Genomic DNA, 26,753 nt, shown 5'->3' with positions numbered 1-26,753 from the left:
TAAAAGTACATCAAAAAGCCGGCCCCATAAATGGTTGGACCCGGCTAATATGTATGCAGAAGTATAGGTGCATTGAAGATTGTCTATTCTAACTTCCCCACGCTGGTATGATCCAGATCAGGTCCCAAGAGTCAAGAAACTTTATCGTGTTTCTTTCTCAGCCCAACTTATTGGGCACCCCTAGTTATTTATATTCAATTAAGTTACATTATATATGAGTATCGGCTAAAATGAAACACATAATATTATTTAAAGTGATATAGTCGCTTTTTTACGGCAATTCACTTCTTCCCAATAATATTGAATAGCCTCTTTCCTAACTACCTCTGGACAATCTATTTCATCATCCCAATGGTCGTAATTGTTTTCTCCATTTACATGTTGGATATCCACACTATAATATTTATCTTTGTATTTGAAAATAATTACTAACATCTCGGAATATCCAGCATCATCATTTCCAAGTTCCTAATAAATTCTATTCCGTAACTTTCATGGTTTTTACGTTCGGCAACAGAATCTAGTATAATATTTTTAGGAAACTTCATCTTTCTCGCTCCTTCATTTTATAAGTTTACTTCATTATGAAATCACAATTATTTGGTTATTTCAAGTCTAAAAAATTGGCTCTTTTTCCATTCCACCCCGTTCGAATATAGAGTAACTATTTCTACGATTATGTTTACTCATAAAAAAGATCGTCGATAAACGATCTCTTTTTCTATTAAAGTAAGCAGGATAGTTGTCAGACTCCCCTGCCCTAATTTGGTACTAATAGAACAGTCCTAATCATATTCTTAAAAAAGAAATCAATTAAGGAGGAGGTAAAGTTAGTTGATAAAAATTAAGGTTAGTTTACGGCCCATGGTAAGTAAGATAAATTTACCCGCTGTTTTGAAATCAACTATACTTCCGGGTGACTCAATTGAAAGATTATTTATTGCAACCCAGGTAGGAGAGATCTTTTACATAGGAAACTCAAGTTTAAAGACTTTTTTAGATATTCGCCCGCGAGTCATAAAACTAGGTGTTTCTGGTGGTGGATATGATGAACGGGGATTGCTAGGGCTAGCGTTTCATCCCGAATTTTATTATAACGGTCTGTTTTATCTTCATTATTCAGTAGCTGGAACACAAGGTCCAGGTGCTCTTCCTGAACCTTTTAATCCTAACCCGTGTGATCCCAGCACTTTAAACCTAAGGTGGATAAATAGAGAAACTCAATATGATCATATTGATACAGTTGAAGAATGGATCTTACAATCGAATGGTCAACCTCAAAGACGACGGACTTTACTTAACTTAAGAAGACCATTTTTAAATCATAATGGTGTCAATAGCTTAAACTTTTCACCTGAAACAGGAAGACTTGTTTTAACAACCGGAGATGGTGGATCAGGCTATGATCCATTTAATTTAAGCCAGAACGATATGGAAATCGCCGGTAAAATCATTGAAATTGATGTTGGTAAGAATACATTTATCAACAATCCACCTGTAGTCACACGTTTTAATGAACTTCCTGCAACTATTCAGGAAACGCTCACGGTAATGGCCAAAGGGGTTCGTAATATACCAGGCATTTCATTTCAAAAGTTTAATAAACAGTATATCAAATATGTGGGAAATGTCGGACAGGATTTGGTAGAGTCGATTTTTTCATTCGTTCATTATAAACCAATTCCGGTTACTCAGCTGATTCAAACTTCTTTAAGAAACACCGAACCTGTCCAAGAGGGATTTATTAACTTTGGCTGGCGAGGGTGGGAAGGTGCTTTTCCTACGTCAATTATAAGGGGCTGTTCTGCAAATCCGACTTTAGAAGAGAAAACAATTGCTTATTACAATGAAGCTATAAACACTTCCGCGAAACGTCTTCATCCTCTAACTAGTTATTTTCATAAAGATCCCCGCCCCGATAAGTTTGGAGGAACGGCACTTACAGGAGTGCAAGCCTTTATGGGGAATGGAATCCCCAATTTAACGGGAAGTGTTGTGTTTACCGACCTTTCCCGTGTTGAAGAATCTCGACCTCCAGTTAGAGGGGTTTTAGCTTATAGCAGGGTTAGAACAGATGGTAAACTAAATGATTTTAGTGTGATTGAAACCGATTATAATTTTGGGTCTCAATCAGCTTATTATGTTACTTTGGGAACGAATCTGGATCAAACTAGACTATATTTAGGGGTTTATGGCTCTATGAAAGTGACTGATTTTAACCAAGGTACTATTTTTGAAATTGTACCATCTACTACATTTTAAATGCAGATGTTATATGGTAAAGCTGATAATGTTTTTGAACTAACCTGTCATTTACTTGAAACATAAAAGAACAATGGGACTGCTGTTTCAGCAGTCCCATTGTTCTTTTACGCGTAAACCCATTCGTTTGTAACTTTTTAAACTTCCACAAATAATACACAAACCCCTTCTTCCATTAAACTTCACCGGACAATAACACATCTCCACCATACTCTACTTCTTAATCAAAACGTTCTGTATCTAATCCATCCAAAATATCCTCTAATTCTGTAAGAAAATTTAGTTGTACAGGTTCAGGAATTTGCTCCATCCACTTTTTTATTTGAGGTAACTCCTCAGCCTCATCTATATTCGTTGGTTTTGGATGAATAGTTGCCCACCATTTCTTCAATTCATCGATAAATTCATAAAAGTAGCGTTCAAATCTTTCTGCCCCTTCATCACCAGAAGTCTTTTGCATCATACTCCAGGCTTCCATCGCTGTTTCGAAGTACTCATCAATCATATTCATGTATATCACCTTTCTACATACGGTAGTTTTGTCCTTTTATGAACTCTGTTCAAATTCTAATTTAATTGTCTTAAGAATGATGACGATTGTCCATACCACTCTTGTCTTATGACAATATAATAAATTGTACTTATCAGTTTATTCGAGTAAAACTGGTAAAGCTAAATCCTTCAATAAAAAACCGCCAAAGATAGGATGACAAAGCTTATGCAAACCATTGTATTTATTGAAACTAACAAATCCGGGTCCAGTAGAGAAGCAATAAAAGCTGCAGAGAGACTCGGCTATTTTACGGTGTTATTAACCAATAGGCAAAAATACATTCACCAAAGAACAGAATTTCCCGAAGTCCATCAAATGATTTTAGTAGAATTATCCAATAATGATGAAATAAAAAAAACCCTCAACAAACTACAAAGACAAGGTAAACGAATAAAAGGCATTTTGAGTTTTGTACATTCTTACGTTCATGTAGCAGCCGCCTTATCAGAAGAATTTTGTTCAAGTGTAGTCTCTACTGATTCAATATTAAAAATGGAAAATAAAGTTTTAACTCGTGAGCTTCTCAAAGGACACCCAAATTCTCCTTATTATGCCCTTTATAAACCAGATGATTTTTCCTTTGAGAATTTTATCGGTCAAGCCAATAACTATTTACCTCTTATTGTAAAGTCTCCCACATCTGCCGGCTCAAAAGATGTCCATTTGGCAAATAACGAGAATCAGTTAAAGCTGGCATTACAAGAATTACTAAAAAAAAATGAACAGATTTTATTGGAAGAGTATCTAATAGGACCCCAATATTTAATTGAAGTTTTAGTACGCAATGGAAAAGTTCATATTGTCGCGATAATCGAACAACAGATTACTTTTTTACAACGATTTATCGTAACCGGATATTGTTTACTAACAGATGTCAATCAAAGGACATACAATAGTATCCTTGAGACAGTAAGTTCCATCTTAAAGGCTTTTCAAATGAAAAACGGTGCCTGTCACCTTGAAATGCGTTTAGTAAATGGAGTTTGGAAATTAATTGAAATTAACCCAAGAATCTCAGGTGGCGCGATGAATCGAATCATTGAAGTCGGATTTGGGATTAATTTAGTAGAGGAAACCATTCAATTAATGTTAGGAAATGAGCCTTGCCTTACTAAAAAACACAGTAAGTATGTATATGCACATTATTTAACAGTTGATTCTAAAGGAAAATTAATGAAGGTTACGGGGAAAGAACGGGTCTCTCAATTTCCCGGTGTAGAAGAGGTGTATATAAAACCCCGACAAGGACAGATAGTACGTCCGCCTTTATCAATGGGAGACCGTTGCGGATACATTTTGGCATCCTCAGAGAATAAATTCGAAGCGAAAAGAATTGCTATGGGAGCAGCTAGCGAAATACGTTTCTTCCTTGACCCAATTTAAAAATTTCAAGTGACAAATAATGAGTATGATCTATAAAAACAGAGGTTTTAAGAGATTAGTTGAGCTATTAATGATTGAACAAACATTCTAGTCTTTTTATTAGAAAAAGAATGTGGAGAGGTGGAAAAGAAGTAAAATGACGTTAATTGGCATGCTTCATCATCGCAGTGATCCAAGTAATGTAAAGAAAGCATATGCTTATGCTGCTGTAGCAAAAGCAGAAGGTGTAACCTTTTTTTACTTTACCCTAGGGAAGGTGAATATAAAACAGCAAAAGATTTTAGGAAAAGCCTATGAAAATGGACAATGGATTGAAAAGGAATTTCCTTTCCCTGATGTCATTTATAATGCAAGTTATGTTGCAAGTGAGAAGACTAAACAAATCTTTGATTATTTGTTTGATAGGATTCCGTTTACAAGTCATTCAATTGGGGACAAATTATCGGTATATAACAGAATTAAAAAGGCAAATAAATTTAATCATTACCTTATTCCTTTTTATGAATTAACTGACGTTCAGATTTTTTTTGACATAATTCGTCGTTATAAAAAAGTGATTATCAAACCGTTAACGGGGCATCAAGGAGGGGGCGTTGTTTTTATTGAAAAATATGGGGCAAATCATTACAAAATGAATGATGCAGGCCTAGTATTAACCTTAAATGAAAAACAATTGTTAGACTTGTTATCTCTTAAAATACAAGAACAAGATTACGTAGTTCAACAGTTTATTACAAGTCAAACAAAATCTGGTCATGTTTTTGATTTCCGGTTGCATGTACAAAAAAATGGAGAAGGAAAATGGGTTATTACTTCTATTTATCCACGGATCGGGCGTTTAGGGACCATCACATCTAATATGAAGAGTGGTGGTTATAGTACTTACCTGGATATTTTTTTAAAAACAGAGTTTGGTAACTCCTGGTATGATATTCAAAGGTATCTTGAACAGTTTGCGATAAGTTTCTCAAATCATTTTGATTCTTTATATGACAGTGAATTGGACGAATTAGGAATTGACGTCGGAATTGATGCCAACCAAAAACTATGGCTTTTTGAAGTAAATTGGAGACCAGGCCCACCTAATATTTATAATCTTGAATTGGATGTAGCCAAAAATACGATTTTGTATGCTAAATATTTAGCTGATACAAACGGGAAATAATCTAAGCCAGATTAGCCAGTTATAAAGGTTTTCATCATGGAACAAATATTTAATCCCCAAAAGGCAGCTTGCCGCTAATGAACAGACCTTCAATTGTGAACAATTGAGTTGCCGTTCATTAAAGGAAAGCTGCCTTTTTATGAGAAAAGTTTCTACCATTTTAACTTCTTAAATATTCGATGACATCATCGAAGTCTGAGTCATCCCCGCCCGTTTTGAAATAAACAATGTCATTTGGGATTAAAAATGAATCAAAAAATCTCTTTATTTCATCTGCATCTGAAAAATGATAAACATTATGCGGATTTACTCCTGCCTCTATAGCTGGCTTTTCAAAATCTCTTGCAATAAACCCTTTGGTGATGAGAATATCGACCCCCAAGGCACCGATTAGATGTCCTGCCTTTTCGTATTCTTCATCTGCATATTTTCCCAGTGCTGCCATTCTTCCCAGAACAGCAATTTTTCTTTGGGATGGCAATGCAATACTGCTTAATGTTTCTAAGCCTTTTCTTAAGGAAGCAGGATTTGACTTCCAAGTATCATCCACCAACGTAATTTGATTTCGTCCTTCGATGATTTGAAAATGGGATCTCATGTGATGATAAGAAGATAATCTCTTTATAGCATAGTGAATATCCACTCCTAAGATTGCAGCGGCTGCTAATGAAGCGGCTGCATTATATACACTATGCTCACCAAGACCCGGTATATATCCTTTAAATTTACTTTGCTTATATTCCATCCAAAAAGTCATGCCAGATGAATGATATTGATACTCCTTAATCCTAAAAATAGCATCCTTGTTTTTTCCGAACGTTATAATCTCTCCCATAAATTTAGAAGTATCAATGGTGGAGAGATATGGGTCGTCCGAATTTAGGATGAGAATTCCCTCATTGTTCATACCTTGCATTATTTTTGCCTTTTCTGCTAGATAATGATCAAATGATCGAATTTTATCCGTATGATCCACATCAATCATTGTCATAATCCCAATCGTCGGGTAAAAATACTTACAGGACTCCGTCATATCCCCTTTTGAAGATACAGCTGTTTCAAACACTGCCACATCCGTATCTTCATCAATTCCCATTAAATAAGGAAGGTTGTAACAATTGGCATTTTTGCTTGATATTGTTGCCTGCACCTTGTGTGTTTCTTCCAAAATGTGTTTTAGCATTTCTTTCGTAGTAGACTTTCCACATGTCCCAGTAATGGCGACTACAGGAATGTTAAACAGATGCCTGTAATACGAAGTAAATTTAAAGAAACTGTCTTTGAGATCCTTTACCATAATGATTTGATTAGGATTTAATTTTTCCATATGAGAAAATGGTGTATCGGTAACGATGAATACATTTTTGTATTTCTTTATAGTTTCAACAGGCACCGCTCTATTGTTCCAACGATAAAATAACGTATGACTCCTAATTTCAAATCTGTTATAAGTGACGTTCTTGATTCGTATACCTTTTTGCTTTTCATTAGGCTGAATGTTCATTGCAGTTAAAATGTTCTCCAATAATAATGCCTTCAAAATGTCCCTCCTGAAGTCCCTTTTTTGAAAAAAACCTCTCCCCCCATAATACGGTTCTATATGGTAGTAGTGATTGAATCACTTTTAAATTCAAAAGCTAATGTATCATATGACGTGTCCCCTATTGCAGGTGTGTGATAAATACCAAACAATGCTTTATTTTCCGCTATATTCACCTGAGAATTTGAAATGGAAACTAATGCTTTTTTTCTTCCCAAGTCTTCATTAAATTTTGGTGCAATTCCCTTGGCTTTTCAATAAAAAACCAATCGATTGAATAGGCAGTTGTTGGCATCCATTTCTTATGACGGATTCTAATCTTTTCGTGATTTGTATAGTGGGGATAAATCACGAAGGACTTCATACCTATTGGAAAATATTTCACATGTGGCCCCTCATTCTTCGAATCGTTTCCGTACCTCTTCAAGCATACGCTTCTCCTCTTTTAACTCCTGAATTGCTACAGGATAAGCTGGGTTTTTATCCACTGTTATGACACGTGGTCTGGAAACATACAAAAAAAGCCAAGGCTTTCTTGAGAAAGCGCTTGGCTGCTTGTTAATCTCTTGATTCACTTAGATAAACGACACGCTCATAGATGGTTAGAAATTGTATTATAGAAGTATGTTCTTTAAATCGATGATAAAGTCTTCAAAAATACTTACTTCTATAAAGATAAACACTTCAACTGTCTCAGTACGGTTATCTACGATCCAATACCCTTTAACTCCTGTCGGTTCATATACTTTTATTTTTAGCTAACGCTCATGTTTGTCAGTTAATGGTGATGATATTTTTACAATTATGGAGAGGGAACCGAATGGTAAACGTGGTTCCTTTTCCTTTTTGGCTTTGGACGGTGATTTTTCCATGAAGCGAGTCGATAATGCGATAGCTCACCATGAGTCCTATGCCGGTTCCTTTTTCTTTCAGGGAATAAAATGGTTGTCCTAGACGTTTCACTTCGTCTTCATCCATCCCCACTCCCTCATCTTGGATTTGGATCATCACATGCTGTGACTCCTGTTTCACGCAAATGGAAACCGCACCACCTTGAGGCATCGCTTCGATGCCATTTTTGATGATATTGAGGAAGGCTTGTTTCATTTTTGGGGGATGACCCAATATCGTACACTCTTGCTCCGGAAGTCGGAGGTCTATGCTTACTTTTCGTTCTAAAGCATAGGAGTAGAGAATCTTGACGACTGTTTGTATTTTTTGGCAAACATCGACGGACTCTTTCGTATCCGCTTCTGGCTTGGCAAGCGAAAGATATTCGGTAATGACGTCATTCGTTCGATCCACTTCTTCTATACAAATTTGAACATACCTTTTATACGTCTCTGAAATTGGTGATTGTAGAAGTAACTGGAGAAATCCTCGATTGGTCTGCATGGGATTTCGAACTTCATGAGCAAAGGAACTGGCCAATTCTCCGAGTATCTTATATTTTTCCGCCTGTTGAGCTTCCATGTGTAACTGGGCATTTTCCCTTAAGGTTTCAATCAAAAAGATGGTTACGATGGTGGCAACACATATCGCTAAAATTTCCTGAAGTGTGTGGTTAAAAAAATCCATCTCTTGAAAATCCACTAGGATGAAGATTAAGGACATCCCCGATGTTATCATCCAAGCCAGTTTCATTCGACCTGCTCGATCCTGTTGGATGAAACGTGGATATGCTAAAAAAAACATGGGTAAGAAGAAAAGGACTTCGTATACCGTTGAATAAAAACCTTCCCCCCCGAAATACCAACGATACAACAATAAGATGATCGTGAGAACAATACCTGTTGAGTATCCTCCTCCATAAAATATACCGATCATAAGAGCTACAAACCGTAGGTCACTTCGCTCGTTTACATCCGAATAGATCGGGAAGGACATGCACAATACTAACGTAATCGTTGCCAAGAAACTGAAAATTAATTTTTGACGTTTCGTTTCGATGAATTGATGACGATTGGTTAAATACATAGAATAAAAAAAGACAGGGATCAAAATAATCATTACTTGTAAGAGCAAGTTTTTAGTATGTTCCATAAAGTTTACCTCATTGTTAGGCTCATTCTAGTATAAAAGAAAACCAAATATAAAAATAGAAGAAAAAAATGGGTTCTGGTGCATAAACTCAAAACAATCGCAATTAATCTCTAAAGCTTGGACATACTGATACTATTATTCTAAAAAGGGGTATGATCAGTATGGGGTCCTGACGGCATTTCGCGGATTTTATACGCTAAGACAAATAATGTAAATTGGTACGCCCAATACTTCCTTTGATATAGGGGTGATGTCAGCTACACTGGACTACCCCTACATTGTGTGTGATTGGATATCCCTAATATTGGTTTGTGATAAAACTAAACCGGATTTGATGAATTAAATAGTACTATTTTCTAGAATACCTCTTAAAAAAATGCACTTCAGGAGTCACTTTCTGGCTTCCGGAGCGCATTTTTTCGAATGCGTCTTTTTATATGGGCTTGTACACTATAGCAATTTAGATGATACCGATTTATTCCGCATTCTATCTTTTGAGCACGGTTAAAAAAGTTACCCCTGGGAAACATATCGTTGGAACAGTCTATTTGAAATGGGGGTAGCAGAATGTTGCTTGTATATGCTATTGCTTTACTGCTCGGAGGGCTATTAGCGGTAAATGCCATTTTCGCTTATCAAAGCAAACACATCGATCCGGCTTTTTGGACAACAGTTTGGTATCAAACGAAGCTTCTGCCAGTTCTGTTTACTGCAAATTTGATGATCGGATTCGGGGTGAAATTTACATACAAGGTATTCGGGAACTTAACTTTCGCCCTTACTTTTTCGAAAGGAATTGAAATATTGGTTTGTGTATTGATGGGGTTTTTATTCATGAAGGAAGTTCCGAATTGGAAGACGTTGCTCGGTTTAGCTATTGTCATCGTAGGGTATTGGATTTCAAAGTTTAAGTGAAAGATAAAAATGTGTTTCTTCCTATTGGAGGATAGCGGCATTTCCAATTAAAGCTGCACATACATAACACCGTTCAGAATTATATGAATGGTGTTATGTATGTTGTTTAATATCACAATGATTACTAATAACTTCTATCAAATGCTTAATAATAAAGTTATTTTTTATTTTGGTACATTTATGGTAAATGGCACAGTAATTACTTTTCCGTTTTGTTGGAATTGTCCCCAAATTTTATAGAGACCACCCTCAGGGAAACTTGTCATAAATTTCGCATCTGGACCTGTTGCTTTTTCGTCTATTGGATGAACATGTAAATAAGTTTCTGTATCACCACTAATTGCTACAACATGTCCTACTGCACCTAAATATGGTTGTAAATTAGTAATAGGCTGCTTTGTATTAGCATCTTTAATCGTGAATGTCATCGTCAAGTCCATTTCAGTCATCAAATGGTCAAATTTCAACGTCACCTCTTTTCCATCCACTACTTTTGTTAATTCCTTTTCTTCTATTAAAGGTGTAGTCTTTACTTTGTTTCCTGCTACTGTTACGTCATAAGTTTTTACCATTTTTTCTGCTCCTTTAGGTACAAAATCGGCAAAGAGCTTATATTCCCCTCCGGAAGGAAAATTTGAAATAATTGTAAATAATCCGTTCCCTTTATATTCAGGATGAATATGGTCAAAATAGGATAAATCTTTACTTACAACAATTAAGTGCATGAGTTTTTCATGTTCGACATCAAAATCCTTTATTGGTTGACCATTCTTATTATTTACCTGAATGTTTAAAGGGATTTGTTTTCCACTTTCAGGTTTTTCATTAAAGGAAAACTCTACTTTGGTATTATCCTTTTGAGGAGTGGATGTCATATCTCCGTGATTCATCCCTTCATGGCTTGTTTCCGTTTGTTTTTTATTTGAGTTATGGTCCATATCTCCATGATCCATTGAATCATCTTTTGAACATGCCGCTAAGAATACTGATATAATTAGTGAAAAAACAACCAATGTAAGAAATCTTCGCTTCATCGTAATCCTCCTAAAAATTAGAATCATACAAATCCTACAACAAAAATGTGCAGAAAATATGCATTTATTTCGGTTACGATGTTTTTTAAAAATACCTTTTGTTTTACTGCGTATTTTTCGATTTCATAAAAAATGATTCCAACTACGAAACCTTAGAGTAATAAATAAGTGTATAATGACGGAACAGGAATTGTCGTCCTCGTTTGACGTTGGAATTGTCACTCCCGCTAAAATCTGAAGCCATATCATTTCGCTACGGCTTTTAATTCGTTTCTTAAATAATGTACTCACCTTAACCGAGTAATAAGTATAAAAAATGGAAAGCACTACAACGGTTCTTTTCCACCAATTCAATTTGAATAACTAAACCATCATATGACTAATCTTTAAAGGAAATGGAGAACTTAATCTTGTTAACTAAATTCACGGAGGGAATACACCATGAAAAAGATCCTAATCTTAATTGCAATCCTTATATTTAGCCTGGATTTAACAGGGTGCGCCAGAAATAACGTAAATAAAAATGATCTTGTAAATCGTGATCAAAATGTAACAAGGAACAACATCAACAACGTCAGGGACAATAATGATTCCAGAATGAGAGTTGCTGATGATGCTGCTAAAAAAGTAACCGACCTGAAAGAAGTGGACACGGCAAATGTCATTGTTACAGAAAATAATGCATATGTAGCCGTAAAGCTCTCACCTACATCCCAAAATGAGGATACTAATAGTATTGAACATAAGATTTCACAAAGAGTGAAATCCACTGATCGAGATATTGATAATGTATATGTATCGGAAAACCCTGACTTTTATGATCGCATGAACACATATGCCTCTGATATTCGTAATGGTAGACCAATCTCAGGATTCTTTAATGAGTTTACTGAAACAATTCGTAGAGTATTCCCTAAAGCCAAATAAGGTGAATAAAAATCTTGGCAATATGCTAAGCATTTTTTATGATGTTCTTAGGATATGTTATCCACCTTTAGATTTGTTATGATGTTGAAAAAGAGAAAAAAGTTATTGATTTATACTTTATTGAGTTCTTTTTAAGGTTACTTTCTTGGAACTATAAGTGAATGACATTCATTTTGACATAGCAATTGATGTACATAAAAGCAAAACTCGCCACAGTATTGGCGAGTTCTCTTCGTTATGGAACTATGCGAGAAATTTTGTCTGTTTCCTCTTCAAGTACATGAATTCCTCCGATTACTTCATAAGCTGAACCAATTGACACAAGCATATCTCCTGTGATGGCGAGTTTTTGTTCTTGCAGCAGTTTAATTAAATCTGTTTCTCCTATTTGACTTGATACAGAAATAGCCTCTAATATTTGTCCAATCGTCTTAATCCAAACACCAGTTAGTATTTGTTGTTCACCTATTGTATTTGCATCTTCCTCAATATGCAAAAGCCCTGATAAACCTTTAATTTCAATGATCTGACCTACTACTTGAATCCAAAGCCCTAATGCAACCTCTTTTTCCAGTCCTAAAATTTTATTACTTTTTTTCTCGCTGAATTCTTTTCTGTTATTGCTCATATTTTTTGGAAGTTCCATTATTACCAACCCCAAAACTAAAATTTGCTTTATTTTATGTGAATCAAATGGTATTGTGTAGCCAATTTTGCTCATTCTACGCACTTCCATTGATGTACCGTCTTGAATAACAATGGATAAACCTCCAAGGTTACTTACAATCCACTGAGTTGCTTAAAGTAATTTTTTGCCACAACCTTCGGTAAAGGAGGGATTTCATAAGCCACCTTTCTGTCGCAATATATGTCAAAAGCGACAGAAAGGAGTCATTTCTCTTTCTTCAACTAACTTACTTCTTTAGTACAACAACACATCTCCACCATACTCTACTACCTAATCAAAACGTTCTGTATCTATTCCATCCAAAATATCCTCTAATTCTGTAAGAAAATTTAGTTGTACAGGTGCAGGGATTTGCTCCATCCACTTTTTTATTTCTGGTAACTCCTCAGCCTCATCTATATTCGTTGGTTTTGGATGAAGAGTTGCCCACCATTTCTTCAATTCATCGATAAATTCATAAAAGTAGCGTTCAAATCTTTCTGCCCATTCTGCCCCTTCATCACCAGAAGTCTTTTGCATCATACTCCAGGCTTCCATCGCTGTTTCGAAGTACTCATCAATCATCTTCATGTAGAACTCCTTTCTACTCTCATTAATAAAATGATAATTTTTCATTGTTTCATATTTTTTTAAGGGTAGCTTTTTTACTTAAGGTTTTTAATTTATACATATTTTTATCAGCAATCTTAATTAGACTGTCCATATCTTTTCCATCAATTGGATAAATAGCAAATCCAGCAGAAACTGAAATTTTTTTTTCTGTCTTTTGGGATAGCTCTCTCAATCCGTTTTCAATCCTCTTAATCATTGCTTCAGATTCAGTTTGATCTGAGAAGGGGGAAATGATTAAAAATTCATCTCCTCCCCATCTTGCGATAATGTCACTGCCGCTAGTGCTTTTTAGAAGTATAGTCGAAATATTTTCAAGTACCAGATCTCCATATTTATGACCATATGTATCATTTATTTGTTTAAAGTCATTACAATCTAATATTAATATACTTAGTTGTTCGATTTTTTTCGCTGATGATATTAGTTTTGGGAAAATCTCCTCAATAAAACGTCTATTGTAAAGCCCAGTTAAATAGTCTTTTTCGGAATAAAACTTAGCTTTGTCATATTGTTTTCCCAGCCACCAGAGTGTCACGGTAGTTACAATCAAAACGGTTGTATCTATGAACGTCCGAATCGAACTTTGAAGTGTTTTATAATTATAAGCAACATAAGGTATTCCAACAATTATACTAATTAAGGTTGTTACTATTCTTCCTTTGTATTTCAAGGGATGTATCACTCTTTCTTTCCGAATTAAAACCTACATTTTATTTATATTATTTTCCATTATAAATAATCTGTATATTCCCCTAATATACCACATCCTGATGTTTTTACATTAATCGTAATGTAAATTTGTTCAATAAGAAAAGCCGCATCAATGGCAGCTGGTTCTTTACTATAAGCACCAGTTAACCATCCATGAAGCTTTTCAGCAACCATATTTATTTGTTTTGATGAATAATGTAATCCGCTGTTCGAATGGCCAAGGCAACTGTTGTAAGTGTAGGATTGGCCCCTAAAGTCGGTAAGATACTGTTATCCGCTACATAAAGTCCTGAAATGCCGTGAATTTGACCGAATTTATTAACTGCAGAAGTGTAAGGGTCATTACCCATGCGGCAAGTTCCTGATTCATGGTTATCATCCCCGGGTGCACGCAGATAAATCTTGGGCTGCCCGTCAATGATGCCTAAGGACGTAAGAACCCTTTCCATTCCTGCTGCCAATTGCTGAATGACAACTCGATCCCGATTACTAAAATTGAAATGAACCTGGATCTTTGGTACACCATATTTGTCTCTCTCATAGGGATCAAGAAAGATCATGTTTTCAAATCGTGGTTCTACATTTCCATAACCATGGAAGATCATCTCTAACTCATCTTGAAGCGGTTTTTCAAGCATGCCAAATTCGATTTGATAAGGATTGTCCTTCGTATTTGGAATCAAAATACCAATCCTCCCCAAATCCTCTGGTAACAACTTCCGATTGATTATTGGATTTGCAGCTAAAGCAGAATGATCGATAAGAAAGTGGCCAATGGCTGGACCAGAAATTCCTGAATGAAGGAGCAGGCGTGGAGTTTCAAAAGTACTTGCCGACAAAACAATCGTTTTTGCTTTGATCCAGTATGATTTCAAATCCGGAGATACGACCTTAACACCCGCTGTTTTTCCTTTTTCAATAAGCAGTTGAACGGCACGAGCATTGACAGCAAGATCAAATGGCCTGTAATTTAAAGCTTCTGCAAGGAATAGGATGGAACTAAATACAGCGTTGGAATGGATCGCGCCATATTTAGTAGGTGTTATGTCGACAGCAAAAGGAATACTTGTCGCTTTAAAAAATCCATTTGCCCAAAGACGGTTTAGAATGATTAGAGTGGGTAAACTCGATTTCGAAAAGGTTTTATTCACATTCATGACCTGTTCAGCGATTTTGTAGTAAATATTCATCTCTTTTAGTGGGATAGGCCATTGTGAAATAAGATAGGAAGGAATTCGAGGACAAGCTGCTGCCCACTGTATAGTCCGGCCCCCTAGACCAAAAACTTGTTTTGCACCTGAAAATTCAGGAAGTCTTTTCCCAAGTGGTCTTGTTATAGAAGAAATATATTGTAATGCTCGTTCGCGGGAGAATAATCCGAGATTTTCAACATGTGTTGGCAACAATAGGTCTCCTGCTTCAATCATACCAACTCGTTTTCCATTATTTCTCCATTGATCACAAAGCCGCCATAAGGCAGCTCCTCCTCCTGCTCCACTCCCTATAACCAACACATCATAATCTGTTTGCGCCATTTTTTCTAACGGGGAGAGTGGAATCCAGGAATCGACAGTTTCCGGTGAGATCACCTGAGGGCAAGCCGGGGGGAAAGAGGCTTGTTTCGGTTTAATGGCAGATGAAGTAGAAAATTTACTGTAAGTATCCAGATCGGGATTATTTTTATCCCACTTTAATCCTATTTTATTTAAAAGCGTTTTCAAGGCTTTTGCTGCAACCAAGAAGAAATCCCGATCAGCGATACCTGGCATACCCTTTGGTTCAATCGATATAAATCCGGAATATCTTTTCTCTTTTAATGAAGTAAGTAATTTTACAATTTCAGCGTCTCCTTTTCCAGGCGGAACCACTTTACCAGTATCTATTTGAGCATCCTTCAGATGAATGTAAGAAATATAAGGCTCTACAAGAGGATAGGCATGGGACATTGGCAGCACGGAGGAGCGTAAAAAATTAACCGGATCAAACGCAAAACGAAGATTAGTGGAGTTGATACTTTGAAGAATATCAAGTGTGCGTTCCCCGGTATCCCCATACATTGTCGTATCGTTCTCAAGAAGAAGGATGACACTTTCATGTTCAGCGATATGAGTCAAATCTTTTATTCGCCTTAAAACTTCATCTCTATACTTTAAAGGATTTTTTCCTTGAGGAATGATAAAAGAGCGAATCCGAATGTAGGGTGTACCAAAATATTTGGCTAAATAAATGGCCCGTCTCATATCATTAAGCTGTGGAGTAAAATCATCTGTTATAGGAATAATCCCGATCGGTGAAGCAATGGAGGAAATGCGAAAACCTCGAGCATCCAGGCGTTTTTTTACTTCTGCTACTTCCTCATCATTGAGTTGTAAAACATTTTTTCCTCCTACACCACGTAAATCAATATAATAAATCCCTTCGGAGGCCAAAGTATCCATTTGAATTTCCAAATCGGGTGAAATTTCATCACCAAAAGCTGTTAATGTAATCATGTGAAGGCACGCTCCTGATCCTGATGGATGATATAATCTGCTGTTCGAATGGCTAAGGCAACTGTAGTCAGTGTCAGGTTTGCCGAACCGATGGAGGGAATGACACTGTTATCAGCAACATATAGTCCCTTCACACCATGTATTTGCCCATACTTGTTAACTGCAGAGGTTGATGGATCCATACCCATTCGGCAGGTTCCTGAGTCATGATTTTGATCACCCGGCGGCATTAGACAGATGGAAGGCTGGCCCGGTTTCGAATGCATACTTATACCACAAAAAGAAGATATCTGTTCAATTGCACCAGCAATTTCACGGATGATGGCTTGATCCTTTTCACTATAGGAAAAATGTATTTGTACTTCTGGCACCCCGAATTCATCCGTTTTATAGGGATCTAATGTAACTTTATTTTCAAATCTAGGATCAACCTCACCAGAACAAACAAAATTTATTTCTAGTTCCTTTAGAAAAGATTTTGTTTGGTAGGGTTGGTACCAAAAGTATCCATTTGGTCCTCTTAGCTGTATTTGATAGTGCCTATCAGATGTTGAAGGAATTAAAATGCTTAAAGTTCCTAAAGGTTCCGGGAATTCCTCTCGGCTCATTGTTCCAGTGGCTAACACAAAAGAATGATTCATTAAATAATGTCCGATGGCTTGCCCTTTAATTCCCGAGTGAAGAAGCAATCGAGGTGTTTCAAATGTACTAGCTGACAATACAACGGTCTTTGCTTTTAAAATATAAGGTTTTTTTTCTGAAGATAGGACCTTTACGCCAACTACTTCTCCACTTTCAACAAGTACTTGAACGGCACGAGTTTTTACAGTTAAATAGAATGGGCGGTAATTTAATGCATTTGCAAAGAAATCGATTGCTCCAAAAAATACATCTGAACCCTCCTGTCCATAAATTCCAGGACCAAGTTCGGCGGCTATAGGAGCAGGAGCAGCTTCTGTAATACCCTTCCACTGCAATCTATTCAACAATATTTCTGTGATTTGGGAACCCTTTGTGTATTCTCTTGATACATTCATTATCCTTTCTGCAATTGTATAATAAGATTCCATCTCTTGGACCGTGACAGGCCATTGTCTAAGTTCTAACTGATTCAACCGTGGGGTGATTGCATTCCAAAATAAAGTTCTTCCACCAAAGGCAAAAACTTGTTTAGCCCCCTGAAATTCGGGATTAAATCTACCTAATGGTTTTGATACATACTCATGAAGTTTGTTCATACGTTCACTATTCATAGTAGGAATATTGGCTGCTTGTGTTGGGAGCAAAAAATCACCAGATTCAACGACACCTACTTTTTTTTCATTTTTCCCCCATTGTTCGCATATTCTCCAGGTAACTGCTCCCCCGCCTGCACCAGTGCCAATAATCAAAACATCGTATTCGGTATTGGCCATCTGTTCTAAAGGAGTAGAAGGAATCCAATTATTCCTCAATGGCTTCTCACATCCCTTTATTGATGCTTAACTATAATCTGAATCTGACCGTAAGCAAAAGTGATCTATATTAAAAAGATACAATTACAGATACCGTCTCCTCATTCATATTATTAAAGATAACTAGTTATTCCTAGAAGTTAGGCATAAAAAGAAGCAGCCAAGTGCTTTAAAAAAGCATAGGCTGCTTATCATATACAGATGAAAAATGAATGAAATTGATTTCCCTAGGGAAACCAACATACGGCTACTACTAAAAGCGATCGTCTTTCACTTCTATTTTCTCTCCCCTGAAAAATGCCATGATGGTAATAAAAAGGAATGGAAGAACGACAAGGGTAGTAACAATTAATGGCCAAATAATAAATGTTGCTTCAAAATGCTCCATATCTGACTTGAACATGGTAAGTGTGAGAAGGAGGGTAATAAACGTAACAGGAAAGATAATAATCTGTTCATCCTTTAATTTTAATAATCTTGATAGGATCACTTTTAAAACAAACAGCATGATGGTTGCTTTCATATAGGAACCAACAATCAAGGCGATACCAATGAAAGACTCATTCCTTGTAATAATTTCCTTAATATTAACCAAACGTGCCAATTCAAAAAGTGAAAATTTATATGTGCCTGAAAGTGGTCCTAAAGCCATAATCGTGCAAAGAATAGAGGTAATGATTAAAAAACCTTGAAGCAAAAGAGCTGAGAACATATATTTTTTTAATGACTTGGCCTGTTCCTTATTAACAAATGGAAGTAAAAATGAAAAAAGGACTATTTCACCATATGGGAAACCCAGTATGGAATAAGTACCATGTATAACCGGTTTCATTCCTTCTGGAAAAATAGGTAGGAGATTTCCTACGTGATAATTTGGTAAATTCAATATTATCACTATCAATGCAAAAAAGATTGAATAGCAAAGAAGCAAAATAAACATTCTGGCCATTACCTCGATACCTGCTCTTGCCGTTAACGCAGCTACCAGCAATATGAGAACATGAAATACATAAGCGGGTGTTTCTGTCATCATTGCAGTAGTGAAAAATCCACCTATATCAATGATAATGTAAGAAATAATTAAAAAAAGCACGATCAGTATCGGAATACAAATACATAGCGCAATCCATTTTCCAAGTAATTTCCTGCTATAATCGATTATAGTCCAATTTGGATTTTTACCATATAAATATAAAACACATGCCAATAAAAGTAATCCATAACCATTAGCAATAATTACTGATAGCCACGCTCCATTATTAGCAGCTAACGTCAAAGGCTGTGGGATATTAATATAGGAAGATCCAAGCATAAAAGAGAGAAATAAACACGCCATTTGTCCAGAACTTACTGTTTCCACTTTATTCAATTTATTCCCTCCTTTCCTATCCCATTTAGAGCTTATATGGGTACCTTGATAGCTTCGACAATTTTATGGGCAGGTTTTGAAAAAAGGAAGTGAACGAGTTCATCTAAATTTGGCCATGCTAAATCCAACACATAAACGCCACTAAGGTATAGGATGGGCAGCGCCAGTAGTCCATAAACGATACGATCTCTACGATTTGATTGCTTTAATTTTGGAGCGTCGCAAAACAAAATACCTAAGCACACGATAACAAGAAAAACAGTTTTCTCAAACAATGTCTATTCCCCCGTTACTTTTTCGCCAATAGGCATGCCCGTACTTCTAATATTCACTTCAACATCAATGATAAATTGGATGTCAGCAAAAATGTCGTCCCAATCCTTTTCCCATTTTTTCCATAAGGCAGGGTCTTGTTGATACAGTTTATTCCCCATTCCCAACACATCCACTTTCTCTTCCTGCATACGTTCAATCACTGATTCGATCTTCTTTTCTATTATTTTTTTTATATGATCTTCTAATTTTTTTTCTTCGCCAACATTGGTTATAGTAGTACAACTTAGTTCTCCAATCATTCCTTCTATTTTAGTCAACATGTGAATAGTGGGTGGTTTCATGGTGAATTTGGGAGTTATTTTTGTTTTAATTAAGGAAGTTTCTAACGCTTCCATTTTCGAAGAATCTTGACTCCCTTCATCCAAACAAGGAAACTCAATTATCCCGCTTTTAAATTTATTCATTAACATAAGAACTTCTTGAACGTCACTCGGTTCTAGGAGTTCTGCCATTTTCCCTTTACTAATAATTGCCACCCCGCTGCTATAGGGAGCTTTTTGTTGATCTTCCTTGATTTTAAAATACGGGATTAAAGCCGTTTTCGCTTTACTTTTTAATTGCAAATCTATATCTAACATGCTAGCTTTAATTGTCTTACCTGCATATTTGGTAGAACTTTCGATAATAGTTTGCAATTGCTGACTTACTGTTTTTTCAATAAACGGCTTTATTGTCAAATAGTCAGCAGCTTTTCCATTAGTAACAATAACCAAGGTAGTGAGGCGAACATCTTCATTACGATTAAAAAAGTCAAGAATCTCCCCAATATCGTGTTCCTTTGCAAACTCTTCTCCAATTAATATGACACGCATATGACTCCAACGGGGTAAACGTCCTAAATATCGATTTATGTCACGAACTCCGTCAAAGACACTTTCATTTATCGCTTTAATATTTGTATAGGCTTGTTTTTCCCCGCCGCCCATTCCTCCTGTCGTTTCTGTCGGTGAATAGGATTGAGCGTTTATTTCAATCATGCCTTCTTCTGTTTGGTCTAAACTAATCCCCATGATAAATCCAAATTCCGTTAACTCCCTACTGTCCCAACACCCTGTTAAAGATAGTAATAAAAACATAATAGGCAAAGCTTTCATGGCGATTGAATTCATTGTCTACCATACTTTCTTAGGTGATTTAATTTTTACGCATTCCACGTACTCGTGGGGACTTCCACAATGTTTTAATTGGTGCACGAATTAATACATCGAGTAACAGCCTCGGTCTGAATGGAGTTAGTGGACTAAAGTATGGCTGTCCTAATGACCTTAACTGTGTTATATGTAACATAATGAGTAGGTAACCGATCATAATCCCAAATCCCCCCAATACAGCAGCTAAAACCATTAAAGGGAATTGGAGAATCCGTAAACTGATAGAGATGCTATAGTGAGGGATAGAAAATGAAGCAATTCCAGTTAATGCAACTAAAATAACAATAATAGGAGAAGCAATGTTGGCAGTAATGGCTGCATCACCAACTATTAAGGCTCCAACAATACTTACCGCCGAACCAACTGGCCTTGGCAAACGAATGCCGGCTTCTCGGAGTAATTCAAAGAAAAAAATCATTATGATTGCTTCAACAAACGCCGGAAAAGGAAGCCCTTCTCGAGTATCCAGAATGGCCATTAGAAGGTTGGTTGGTATGAGTTCAGGATGAAAAGTGGTTAAAGCAACATAAATACTCGGTAATGATAGAGCGATAAAAAAGGCAGCAATTCTTAACAGACGAATACATGATGAAAACACAACACGATGATAATAATCTTCACTTGCTTGGAAGAATTCCGTTAATAATCCGGGGCAAATTAAAATGGTTCCGGTACCTTGTACCATTACAATTATTTTCCCTTCTAATAAACTAGAAACAGCTACATCCGGACGTTCAGTAGACCGGTATTGGGGAAATGGCGAATAAGTTGAATCTTCAATTAACTCCTCAATATATGCTGTTTCTAAAACGTCCCCTTTTTTAGCTGTTTCGATCCTGTTCTTAAATTCAGCTAACATTTCAACGTTAACCGTCCCCTCTAGATAACCAAAGGCAATCTCGGTTTTAGTAGCTCCTCCTGCTCTAAATTTCTCAATTTTAAAATGGGGGTTCTGTAATCGAGTTCGAAGCAACCCGATATTTCTTTGCAGATCTTCAACAGTTCCTTCACGGGGGCCTTGTACCACCGATTCAGTTACAGGTTCAGTCACTTGTCGTGTGTTAATTTGACTAGCTTGCGCATAGGACAACACTTTGTTCCAACCATCAAAAAAGATCACAATGTGTCCTTGTAAAATGTTGTCCACAGCCTGGTCAAAGCTATCAACTAGAACAGCGTTTTGACCAGATATTCCATGTTGACTGAAAAATTTTATGACATCTCTCGGTTTAATCATCGTTGCTGGACCAACTTCATGTGGTACCAAATCCTGCATGGATTCTTTCATATAATTTACGCTTTTCTCTTGAACCAATGTCTCGAAATAAACCGAGAAAGCGTTATAGATTAAATCCGGCCCATATTGCCACGGAAAGATTTTTAGATCTTCGCAGTTAGAAAGAACAGCTTTTAATTTCTCAAGATTTTCGTTTGAATTTTTAGAGATTGTTGTAGATTCTTTAAAAAACATTACAGTAACCTCTTTTTTCTTTTATTATCTTATTATGGTATAAAGGTTAAAAATTATTCCGAAAAAGAAGAAAGATCGACCCCTTATGGAAGTAACGTTTTAAAATTGACTAATTTCCCTCCCTTTGAACATACTAAAATTAAAAAGTCATGGAGGTTATAGATTTGATTCTAACAAACCCTATAAGTGCACCAGAAGTGGGAACACTTTGGCTTACCTACATAGAAAAAACCCTTATTATGAGAATATTGGAATACTTTATAGAAAAATCGGATGACCAACAAGCTAGAAATATTATGGGCGGTTTGTGGCAAGAACTGAATTATTTTGTTTTGCAAATGGAAGAAATATTTAGAGACCAAAAAATGGTGAAGCCTGTTGGATTTACAAAAGAAGACGTAAACTTAGAAGCTCCTAAGTTATACGATAATGGATTTGACATTATGTTTGTCCGTATTTTAAAAGAAGTAAGCATGGGGATGTACACCATTAATATGAATATGGCATATAACGATAAAGTTATGCAGATTTATGAGGGACTGACTTCTGTTACTCAAAAAGTTTATAAATTGTCTACCCTTTATCTGCTGGAAAGAGGGATTCTAACCCTCCCCCCAAAAGTTACAATGCCAAAAACAACTGAATTTATTCAAAGCAAAAGGTATATGCAAGGATTTAACCCTTTTAATCACAAGAGGTCTTTAAATGACATTGAGCTTGGTATTCTTCACCATGGAATTGAGACAAACAATATTGGAATGCAATTGATTACTGGTTTCGCACAATGTGCAAAGAACAAAGATGTTAAACAATATTTTGTAAAAGGAATGGAACTTTGTAAGAAACAAATCAAAACATTTGAGGACATTCTTTTAGAGAGTAATGTTCAATTCTCTGCTACATCTGGAAGCACCGTAACTACTTCAACCATTGCTCCCTTTTCGGATAGGCTCATGATGCATTGCATCTACCTTCTCAATGGATTTGGACTTGTCGGAGGTAGTTTTGGAACCTTTTTTAGTTTAAGAAATGATATATCCATGAAATTAACACTACTTGCCAAAGATGTATATTTCTACGGACAAGATGGAATTGAAATTAAGATTAAGAATGGGTGGTTTGAAGAACCTCCACAAATGGAGGATAGAGATCAAATAATAAAAGGTAATTGAATCAATTTGTTTTCTACCTGCTTTTCACCAGATAAAAGAAAAGGCAACGCCCTCGATTGGGTTCGTTGCCTCTTTTTTTATAGCAATCATTTAACTTGCTCGTGTCTCTGGTGAAAGACTGCGAATCTCTCCATGATTTCTTTTCTTCTTCGCTTTCGGCTCGCCAAAATTAGGTGCCTTTAGACGTAGTATGAAGAAGAAGAATGAAGAATTGGGCAGGATTAGTTCCTGGGCAAAATGAAAGTGCTGGAAAAAGGAAATCAGGCAAAACTAAAAAAAGAAATAAGTATTTAAGATTTACGATACGCTATAACCCTTTGTTTTTCCCGTACACGAAGTCTTCAATCTCGTTTACAGATGATTCACTAGGAATAGCTATCACTTTTCCATCTATTTGATTGAAACGTTCTATTGCCACAGTAAATACTTTTTCTGTACCTGTTTCTGACTGCTTTACTTTTATTTTTATACTCATTCCTGCAGCATCCTTAATTTTATTCATGTCCTCAGATGTCAAAGTGACTTTCATTTTTATCTCTTCTGTTCGGTCTTTGAAAGGGAACCGAATAATTATTTCATTTACCATATGATTTTGAAGAAATTAAAACTGAATATACAACATTAGAAAGAACTTCAACCAATATGGATAAAAAAAGATTTTTGCCATTATTATTAAACATTTTCCCACCTCTGGATTTTTTCTAAAGGTATTATCTGCATATACATGTAAAGCTATACCATTTAAAAAAGACACCTCTTTGTGAAAATGAGTTTATAATAATTTTTATTAAGGAGTGAGACCCACTTGTTATGGTGGGTCTTTTCTTTATTCCACTGGTTGCCATCCATTTAAGCGCAAAAATCGGCGCTTCACCACAGAGAATGAAAATGGTTAGGAAGTGTCAATGCTGATACTGACCTTAATCCAGTCAACCCTAATCCATAGTCTTATTAATTATCGCTCTCCTCTTTTTTTTACCGATCGAGCAGGTTCTTCTTAAGTATTGTCATTTTTCTAATCTTGAAGAAACCTATTTTCATGAGAGTCATATATGAAAAATCCTTTATTTTTCATATGTTAATCTGCTCCATATAAAGAATAGGGATGCGTATTTACTGATACTTCCTTCATGCCACAAACAAATACATAGTTATAGCATATTTTGGGGATGATAATGGAAACATTTTGATAATGGAGTAAAAAATGAAATTCATTAACCTCGCTTTAAAAAAGTTCATGAAAAGGGATATCCAACCAGATGCTTCAAATCAGGACCCTATATCGTTTAAAGACGTTTTCCATACCATAGATGAAAATATTTCTTTTTTTAAACATACATTTTCTGATTCAGCAGATTTAATGATTATGGAATTAAATGAAAGAAATAATCGGGGAATTTTGATTTTCTTAGATACGATGGCAGATAAGGATAAGATTCAAAGGGATATTGTAAAACCGATGATGGAATCGGAGTGTGCCCCGTTCGAAAGTGTTCTTTATTCTAACTTTCTTAAATCAGATAACTTATTCAAAGCTCAAGAAGCACTTTTGAATGGGTCTTCTATCCTGTTCTTGGAGGGTGTCAAAGAATTCTACATGGTAGAAGTTGGCCTCTCCAAAGAGAGGACCATTATAGAACCTAGTAATGAACAAGTCATTCAGGGATCTCATGAAGGTTTTATCGAAAATATTACAACTAATCTTCATTTAATTAGGAAATCGTGTAGAACCGCAAACCTTACCATAGAACATATAACAGTGGGTAACCAGATTCAATCCAAAATAACTATGGTTTATATGAAAGACCTTGCAAATATTGAAATGGTCACCGAATTTAAACGGAGGGTCCAACATATTCCAATGGATTATATCCCCAGTACTGGAGCTCTTCAGGAATTGATCGAAGATTCCACATGGTCCCCCTTTCCTCAGATTTTAAGTACAGAGAGAGTAGATCGTGTTGTAAGTCATCTGAATGAAGGACGAGTGGCGGTTTTGATGGAAGGGTCTCCTGCTTGTTTAATTATTCCCGTCACTTTTTTTGCATTTTTCCATTCACCTGATGATTATAATTCACGCTGGATGATCGGAACCTTTATCCGTTCCATGAGGCTCGTAAGCATTTTCATTGCGGTTAATTTGCCTGCTATTTATATCGCGGTGATTGGTTTTCATTTTGAAGTACTGCCGGATGATTTAGTTCTCCCTGTTGTAAGTTCCATCAAAAATATACCTTTTCCTCCGTTAATTGAAGCACTTGTCATGGAGTTGACCATTGAACTGATTCGTGAAGCGGGGGTACGCCTTCCGTCAAGGATTGGCCAAACCATCGGTATTGTCGGAGGTTTGGTTATTGGTGATGCAGTTGTCCGTGCAGGCCTCATTTCGAATACCATGATTGTGGTTGTAGCGATAACGGCCATTGCAGCCTACAGCATCCCGACCACAGAAATGAGTGATGCTGTACGATTTTTACGTTTTCCCCATATGATTTTGGCGTCAACCTTTGGATTTGTAGGGATTACCTTTGGGTTTATGTTTATTTTAGCTCATTTATGCAGGTTAGAATCATTTGGCACAGCCTACTTTGCACCTTGGGCACCATTTCGATTAAAAGACATGAAAGATACGTTTATCCGTTTGCCCCTATGGAAATTTAATACGCGTCCGCTTGATTCAAAACCGAACAGACTGAAAAAGCAATCTTTGGCAAGGGGCTGGGATAGTAATGAAACAAAACAAGAATAGCATTACGAACAAACAGCTTGTTTTTATGATTATCCAGGCCCAAATTGGTGTAGGAATATTATCGTTGCCTCATGATGTAGCATTATTAGCCAAACAGGATGGCTGGATTTCCACTCTACTAGCAGGAGTCATCTCGCAGGCGATTATTTTTGCCTTTTGGGGACTAAGCAGAAGATTTCCTTCGTCGTCTTTGTACGAAATACTCCCAAAATTACTGGGGAAAGTTGTCGGGAAGCTATTCATTCTCAGTTATGCACTCTATTTTATGGTAACAGGGAGCTTAGTTTTAGCAAGATATAGTGATATCCTGGATAAATGGATCTTACCGCGTACCCCTAATTGGATTACAATGGTTTTAATCCTCATCACCTGCATTTACATCGTCAGTGCAGGTTTAACCAGTATTGCGAGATTTTATGTACTGATATCCCCCATTCTGTTTGTATTATTCGTGTTGATTGTGTATGCAATGAAGGATGCGAACTTCCTGTATATCTTTCCAGTCGGGGACCATAGCATTCTAACGATATTGAAAGGTTCAAAAGAAGCTGCTTTCTCTATGTTTGAACTGTAACCTATAAAATGGACAGTCTAAAAAAGACCATGTTTAAGCTGCTATTAGATGACTCCGGTATTGGACCGGAGTCATTTTATTTAGGCCCCATTGATAACGATCATTGTTATATTCTTCAATATAATTTCCTATCAAATCTTGTAATTCCTCAA

At 36.3% G+C, this 26,753-nt stretch carries 26 protein-coding genes, 2 pseudogenes and 1 riboswitch; of the genes and pseudogenes, 9 read left to right on the top strand and 19 right to left on the bottom strand.

All coding sequences use genetic code 11. The annotated features are described in order from the left end of the window. Positions 1–77: 77 nt before the first annotated feature. Positions 78–192, bottom strand: a riboswitch (TPP riboswitch). A gap of 57 nt (positions 193–249) precedes the next feature. After that, positions 250–435: a hypothetical protein gene (locus J7E66_RS32200; RefSeq protein ID WP_251033226.1), complete on the bottom strand. Its 186-nt coding sequence runs from the start codon at positions 433–435 to the stop codon at positions 250–252. A 399-nt stretch (positions 436–834) separates the two neighbouring features. Between J7E66_RS32200 and J7E66_RS30985 the strand changes: the two genes are divergently transcribed. After that, complete coding sequence (locus J7E66_RS30985; protein ID WP_215007783.1) at positions 835–2,262, top strand: PQQ-dependent sugar dehydrogenase; 1,428 nt, start codon at positions 835–837, stop codon at positions 2,260–2,262. Positions 2,263–2,482: 220 nt separating this feature from the next. Here the strand turns inward: J7E66_RS30985 and J7E66_RS30980 are convergent, their stop codons facing one another. After that, the gene (locus tag J7E66_RS30980) at positions 2,483–2,773 is read right to left on the bottom strand and encodes a hypothetical protein (RefSeq protein ID WP_215007780.1); all 291 of its coding nucleotides are present in this window, start codon (positions 2,771–2,773) and stop codon (positions 2,483–2,485) included. Between the two features lie 207 nt (positions 2,774–2,980). On the opposite strand from J7E66_RS30980, the gene J7E66_RS30975 reads away from it, so the two are divergent. Both J7E66_RS30975 and J7E66_RS30970 read left to right on the top strand, forming a co-directional pair. Then, a complete protein-coding gene (locus J7E66_RS30975) occupies positions 2,981–4,198 on the top strand; it encodes an ATP-grasp domain-containing protein (RefSeq protein WP_215007777.1) in 1,218 nt (405 codons plus the stop codon). A 136-nt stretch (positions 4,199–4,334) separates the two neighbouring features. Beyond that, positions 4,335–5,363 (top strand): YheC/YheD family endospore coat-associated protein, encoded by a 1,029-nt coding sequence (locus J7E66_RS30970; protein WP_215007774.1) that lies wholly within the window; start codon positions 4,335–4,337, stop codon positions 5,361–5,363. A gap of 160 nt (positions 5,364–5,523) precedes the next feature. Here J7E66_RS30970 and J7E66_RS30965 read toward each other — a convergent pair whose 3' ends face one another. From J7E66_RS30965 to J7E66_RS30945, 4 genes and pseudogenes are all read right to left on the bottom strand, one after another. Next, positions 5,524–6,903 (bottom strand): Mur ligase family protein, encoded by a 1,380-nt coding sequence (locus tag J7E66_RS30965; RefSeq protein WP_215007771.1) that lies wholly within the window; start codon positions 6,901–6,903, stop codon positions 5,524–5,526. A 196-nt stretch (positions 6,904–7,099) separates the two neighbouring features. Then, positions 7,100–7,330 carry a hypothetical protein gene (locus tag J7E66_RS30960; protein WP_215007800.1) on the bottom strand — a complete coding sequence of 77 codons (231 nt, stop codon included), beginning with the start codon at positions 7,328–7,330 and terminating at the stop codon, positions 7,100–7,102. After that, positions 7,311–7,485: pseudogene (locus J7E66_RS30955) on the bottom strand (DDE-type integrase/transposase/recombinase); the annotation flags it as partial. The pseudogene J7E66_RS30955 and the gene J7E66_RS30960, both read right to left, overlap by 20 nt. 192 nt (positions 7,486–7,677) lie before the next feature. Next, the gene (locus J7E66_RS30945) at positions 7,678–8,946 is read right to left on the bottom strand and encodes an ATP-binding protein (RefSeq protein WP_215007768.1); all 1,269 of its coding nucleotides are present in this window, start codon (positions 8,944–8,946) and stop codon (positions 7,678–7,680) included. 567 nt (positions 8,947–9,513) lie between these two features. On the opposite strand from J7E66_RS30945, the gene J7E66_RS30940 reads away from it, so the two are divergent. Continuing rightward, positions 9,514–9,861 (top strand): hypothetical protein, encoded by a 348-nt coding sequence (locus J7E66_RS30940; protein WP_215007765.1) that lies wholly within the window; start codon positions 9,514–9,516, stop codon positions 9,859–9,861. A 164-nt stretch (positions 9,862–10,025) separates the two neighbouring features. On the opposite strand, the gene J7E66_RS30935 is transcribed toward J7E66_RS30940, so the two are convergent. Next, positions 10,026–10,895, bottom strand: a complete 870-nt coding sequence (locus J7E66_RS30935; RefSeq protein WP_215007762.1) for a hypothetical protein — start codon at positions 10,893–10,895, stop codon at positions 10,026–10,028. Positions 10,896–11,336: 441 nt separating this feature from the next. Here J7E66_RS30935 and J7E66_RS30930 point away from each other — a divergent pair, with 441 nt between their 5' ends. Further along, entirely contained in the window at positions 11,337–11,822 is a 486-nt protein-coding gene (locus J7E66_RS30930) for a YhcN/YlaJ family sporulation lipoprotein (RefSeq protein WP_215007759.1), read from the top strand. Positions 11,823–12,057: 235 nt separating this feature from the next. Here the strand turns inward: J7E66_RS30930 and J7E66_RS30925 are convergent, their stop codons facing one another. From J7E66_RS30925 to J7E66_RS30875, 10 genes are all read right to left on the bottom strand, one after another. Then, on the bottom strand, positions 12,058–12,543 hold the full coding sequence (locus J7E66_RS30925) for a hypothetical protein (RefSeq protein ID WP_215007757.1): 486 nt from the start codon (positions 12,541–12,543) through the stop codon (positions 12,058–12,060). A gap of 237 nt (positions 12,544–12,780) precedes the next feature. Beyond that, positions 12,781–13,080 carry a hypothetical protein gene (locus J7E66_RS30920; RefSeq protein ID WP_168243944.1) on the bottom strand — a complete coding sequence of 100 codons (300 nt, stop codon included), beginning with the start codon at positions 13,078–13,080 and terminating at the stop codon, positions 12,781–12,783. 49 nt (positions 13,081–13,129) lie between these two features. Continuing rightward, positions 13,130–13,792 (bottom strand): GGDEF domain-containing protein, encoded by a 663-nt coding sequence (locus tag J7E66_RS30915; protein ID WP_215007755.1) that lies wholly within the window; start codon positions 13,790–13,792, stop codon positions 13,130–13,132. Positions 13,793–13,851: 59 nt separating this feature from the next. Next, positions 13,852–14,007: a hypothetical protein gene (locus J7E66_RS30910; RefSeq protein WP_215007753.1), complete on the bottom strand. Its 156-nt coding sequence runs from the start codon at positions 14,005–14,007 to the stop codon at positions 13,852–13,854. A 2-nt stretch (positions 14,008–14,009) separates the two neighbouring features. Next, positions 14,010–16,325, bottom strand: a complete 2,316-nt coding sequence (locus J7E66_RS32195; RefSeq protein WP_251033225.1) for a TIM barrel protein — start codon at positions 16,323–16,325, stop codon at positions 14,010–14,012. Next, positions 16,322–17,779, bottom strand: coding sequence for a GMC oxidoreductase (locus J7E66_RS30895; protein ID WP_251033224.1), 1,458 nt, complete (start codon positions 17,777–17,779; stop codon positions 16,322–16,324). The genes J7E66_RS32195 and J7E66_RS30895 overlap by 4 nt, the downstream gene beginning before the upstream one ends. A 253-nt stretch (positions 17,780–18,032) precedes the next feature. Beyond that, positions 18,033–19,139, bottom strand: a complete 1,107-nt coding sequence (locus tag J7E66_RS30890) for a GerAB/ArcD/ProY family transporter (protein WP_308162637.1) — start codon at positions 19,137–19,139, stop codon at positions 18,033–18,035. Positions 19,140–19,180: 41 nt separating this feature from the next. After that, entirely contained in the window at positions 19,181–19,423 is a 243-nt protein-coding gene (locus J7E66_RS30885) for a hypothetical protein (RefSeq protein ID WP_215007749.1), read from the bottom strand. Between the two features lie 3 nt (positions 19,424–19,426). Beyond that, on the bottom strand, positions 19,427–20,593 hold the full coding sequence (locus J7E66_RS30880; RefSeq protein WP_215007747.1) for a Ger(x)C family spore germination protein: 1,167 nt from the start codon (positions 20,591–20,593) through the stop codon (positions 19,427–19,429). 25 nt (positions 20,594–20,618) lie between these two features. Beyond that, positions 20,619–22,106: a spore germination protein gene (locus J7E66_RS30875; protein ID WP_215007745.1), complete on the bottom strand. Its 1,488-nt coding sequence runs from the start codon at positions 22,104–22,106 to the stop codon at positions 20,619–20,621. A gap of 164 nt (positions 22,107–22,270) precedes the next feature. Here J7E66_RS30875 and J7E66_RS30870 point away from each other — a divergent pair, with 164 nt between their 5' ends. After that, positions 22,271–23,278: a DUF3231 family protein gene (locus J7E66_RS30870; RefSeq protein WP_251033223.1), complete on the top strand. Its 1,008-nt coding sequence runs from the start codon at positions 22,271–22,273 to the stop codon at positions 23,276–23,278. Positions 23,279–23,478: 200 nt separating this feature from the next. After that, positions 23,479–23,574, top strand: a pseudogene (locus J7E66_RS30865) (transposase); the annotation flags it as partial. Between the two features lie 11 nt (positions 23,575–23,585). On the opposite strand, the gene J7E66_RS30860 reads toward J7E66_RS30865, so the two are convergent. Further along, positions 23,586–23,807, bottom strand: a complete 222-nt coding sequence (locus J7E66_RS30860) for a hypothetical protein (protein ID WP_215007797.1) — start codon at positions 23,805–23,807, stop codon at positions 23,586–23,588. Between the two features lie 675 nt (positions 23,808–24,482). Here J7E66_RS30860 and J7E66_RS30855 point away from each other — a divergent pair. Then, positions 24,483–26,027 carry a spore germination protein gene (locus J7E66_RS30855; RefSeq protein ID WP_215007740.1) on the top strand — a complete coding sequence of 515 codons (1,545 nt, stop codon included), beginning with the start codon at positions 24,483–24,485 and terminating at the stop codon, positions 26,025–26,027. Then, the gene (locus tag J7E66_RS30850; protein WP_215007737.1) at positions 26,008–26,601 is read left to right on the top strand and encodes a GerAB/ArcD/ProY family transporter; all 594 of its coding nucleotides are present in this window, start codon (positions 26,008–26,010) and stop codon (positions 26,599–26,601) included. The genes J7E66_RS30855 and J7E66_RS30850 overlap by 20 nt, the downstream gene beginning before the upstream one ends. A 33-nt stretch (positions 26,602–26,634) precedes the next feature. Here the strand turns inward: J7E66_RS30850 and J7E66_RS30845 are convergent. Next, positions 26,635–26,753 (bottom strand): IS3 family transposase (locus J7E66_RS30845; protein WP_215007786.1); only part of this gene is annotated, 119 nt, incomplete at its 5' end.

The sequence above is a fragment of the Bacillus sp. ISL-7 genome (assembly GCF_018613065.1).
The sequence above is the reverse complement of the archived record's forward strand: the minus strand, read 5'-3'. Positions and strand labels throughout refer to the sequence as shown.

Coding starts and splice junctions, on each gene's coding strand:
- J7E66_RS32200 (WP_251033226.1), bottom strand. CDS start 435: ATGTTAGTAATTATTTTCAAATACAAAGATAAATATTATAGTGTGGAT.
- J7E66_RS30980 (WP_215007780.1), bottom strand. CDS start 2,773: ATGAATATGATTGATGAGTACTTCGAAACAGCGATGGAAGCCTGGAGT.
- J7E66_RS30975 (WP_215007777.1), top strand. CDS start 2,981: ATGCAAACCATTGTATTTATTGAAACTAACAAATCCGGGTCCAGTAGA.
- J7E66_RS30970 (WP_215007774.1), top strand. CDS start 4,335: ATGACGTTAATTGGCATGCTTCATCATCGCAGTGATCCAAGTAATGTA.
- J7E66_RS30945 (WP_215007768.1), bottom strand. CDS start 8,946: ATGGAACATACTAAAAACTTGCTCTTACAAGTAATGATTATTTTGATC.
- J7E66_RS30940 (WP_215007765.1), top strand. CDS start 9,514: ATGTTGCTTGTATATGCTATTGCTTTACTGCTCGGAGGGCTATTAGCG.
- J7E66_RS30935 (WP_215007762.1), bottom strand. CDS start 10,895: ATGAAGCGAAGATTTCTTACATTGGTTGTTTTTTCACTAATTATATCA.
- J7E66_RS30930 (WP_215007759.1), top strand. CDS start 11,337: ATGAAAAAGATCCTAATCTTAATTGCAATCCTTATATTTAGCCTGGAT.
- J7E66_RS30925 (WP_215007757.1), bottom strand. CDS start 12,543: ATGAGCAAAATTGGCTACACAATACCATTTGATTCACATAAAATAAAG.
- J7E66_RS30920 (WP_168243944.1), bottom strand. CDS start 13,080: ATGAAGATGATTGATGAGTACTTCGAAACAGCGATGGAAGCCTGGAGT.
- J7E66_RS30910 (WP_215007753.1), bottom strand. CDS start 14,007: ATGGTTGCTGAAAAGCTTCATGGATGGTTAACTGGTGCTTATAGTAAA.
- J7E66_RS32195 (WP_251033225.1), bottom strand. CDS start 16,325: ATGATTACATTAACAGCTTTTGGTGATGAAATTTCACCCGATTTGGAA.
- J7E66_RS30880 (WP_215007747.1), bottom strand. CDS start 20,593: ATGAATTCAATCGCCATGAAAGCTTTGCCTATTATGTTTTTATTACTA.
- J7E66_RS30875 (WP_215007745.1), bottom strand. CDS start 22,106: ATGTTTTTTAAAGAATCTACAACAATCTCTAAAAATTCAAACGAAAAT.
- J7E66_RS30860 (WP_215007797.1), bottom strand. CDS start 23,807: ATGAAAGTCACTTTGACATCTGAGGACATGAATAAAATTAAGGATGCT.
- J7E66_RS30855 (WP_215007740.1), top strand. CDS start 24,483: ATGAAATTCATTAACCTCGCTTTAAAAAAGTTCATGAAAAGGGATATC.
- J7E66_RS30850 (WP_215007737.1), top strand. CDS start 26,008: ATGAAACAAAACAAGAATAGCATTACGAACAAACAGCTTGTTTTTATG.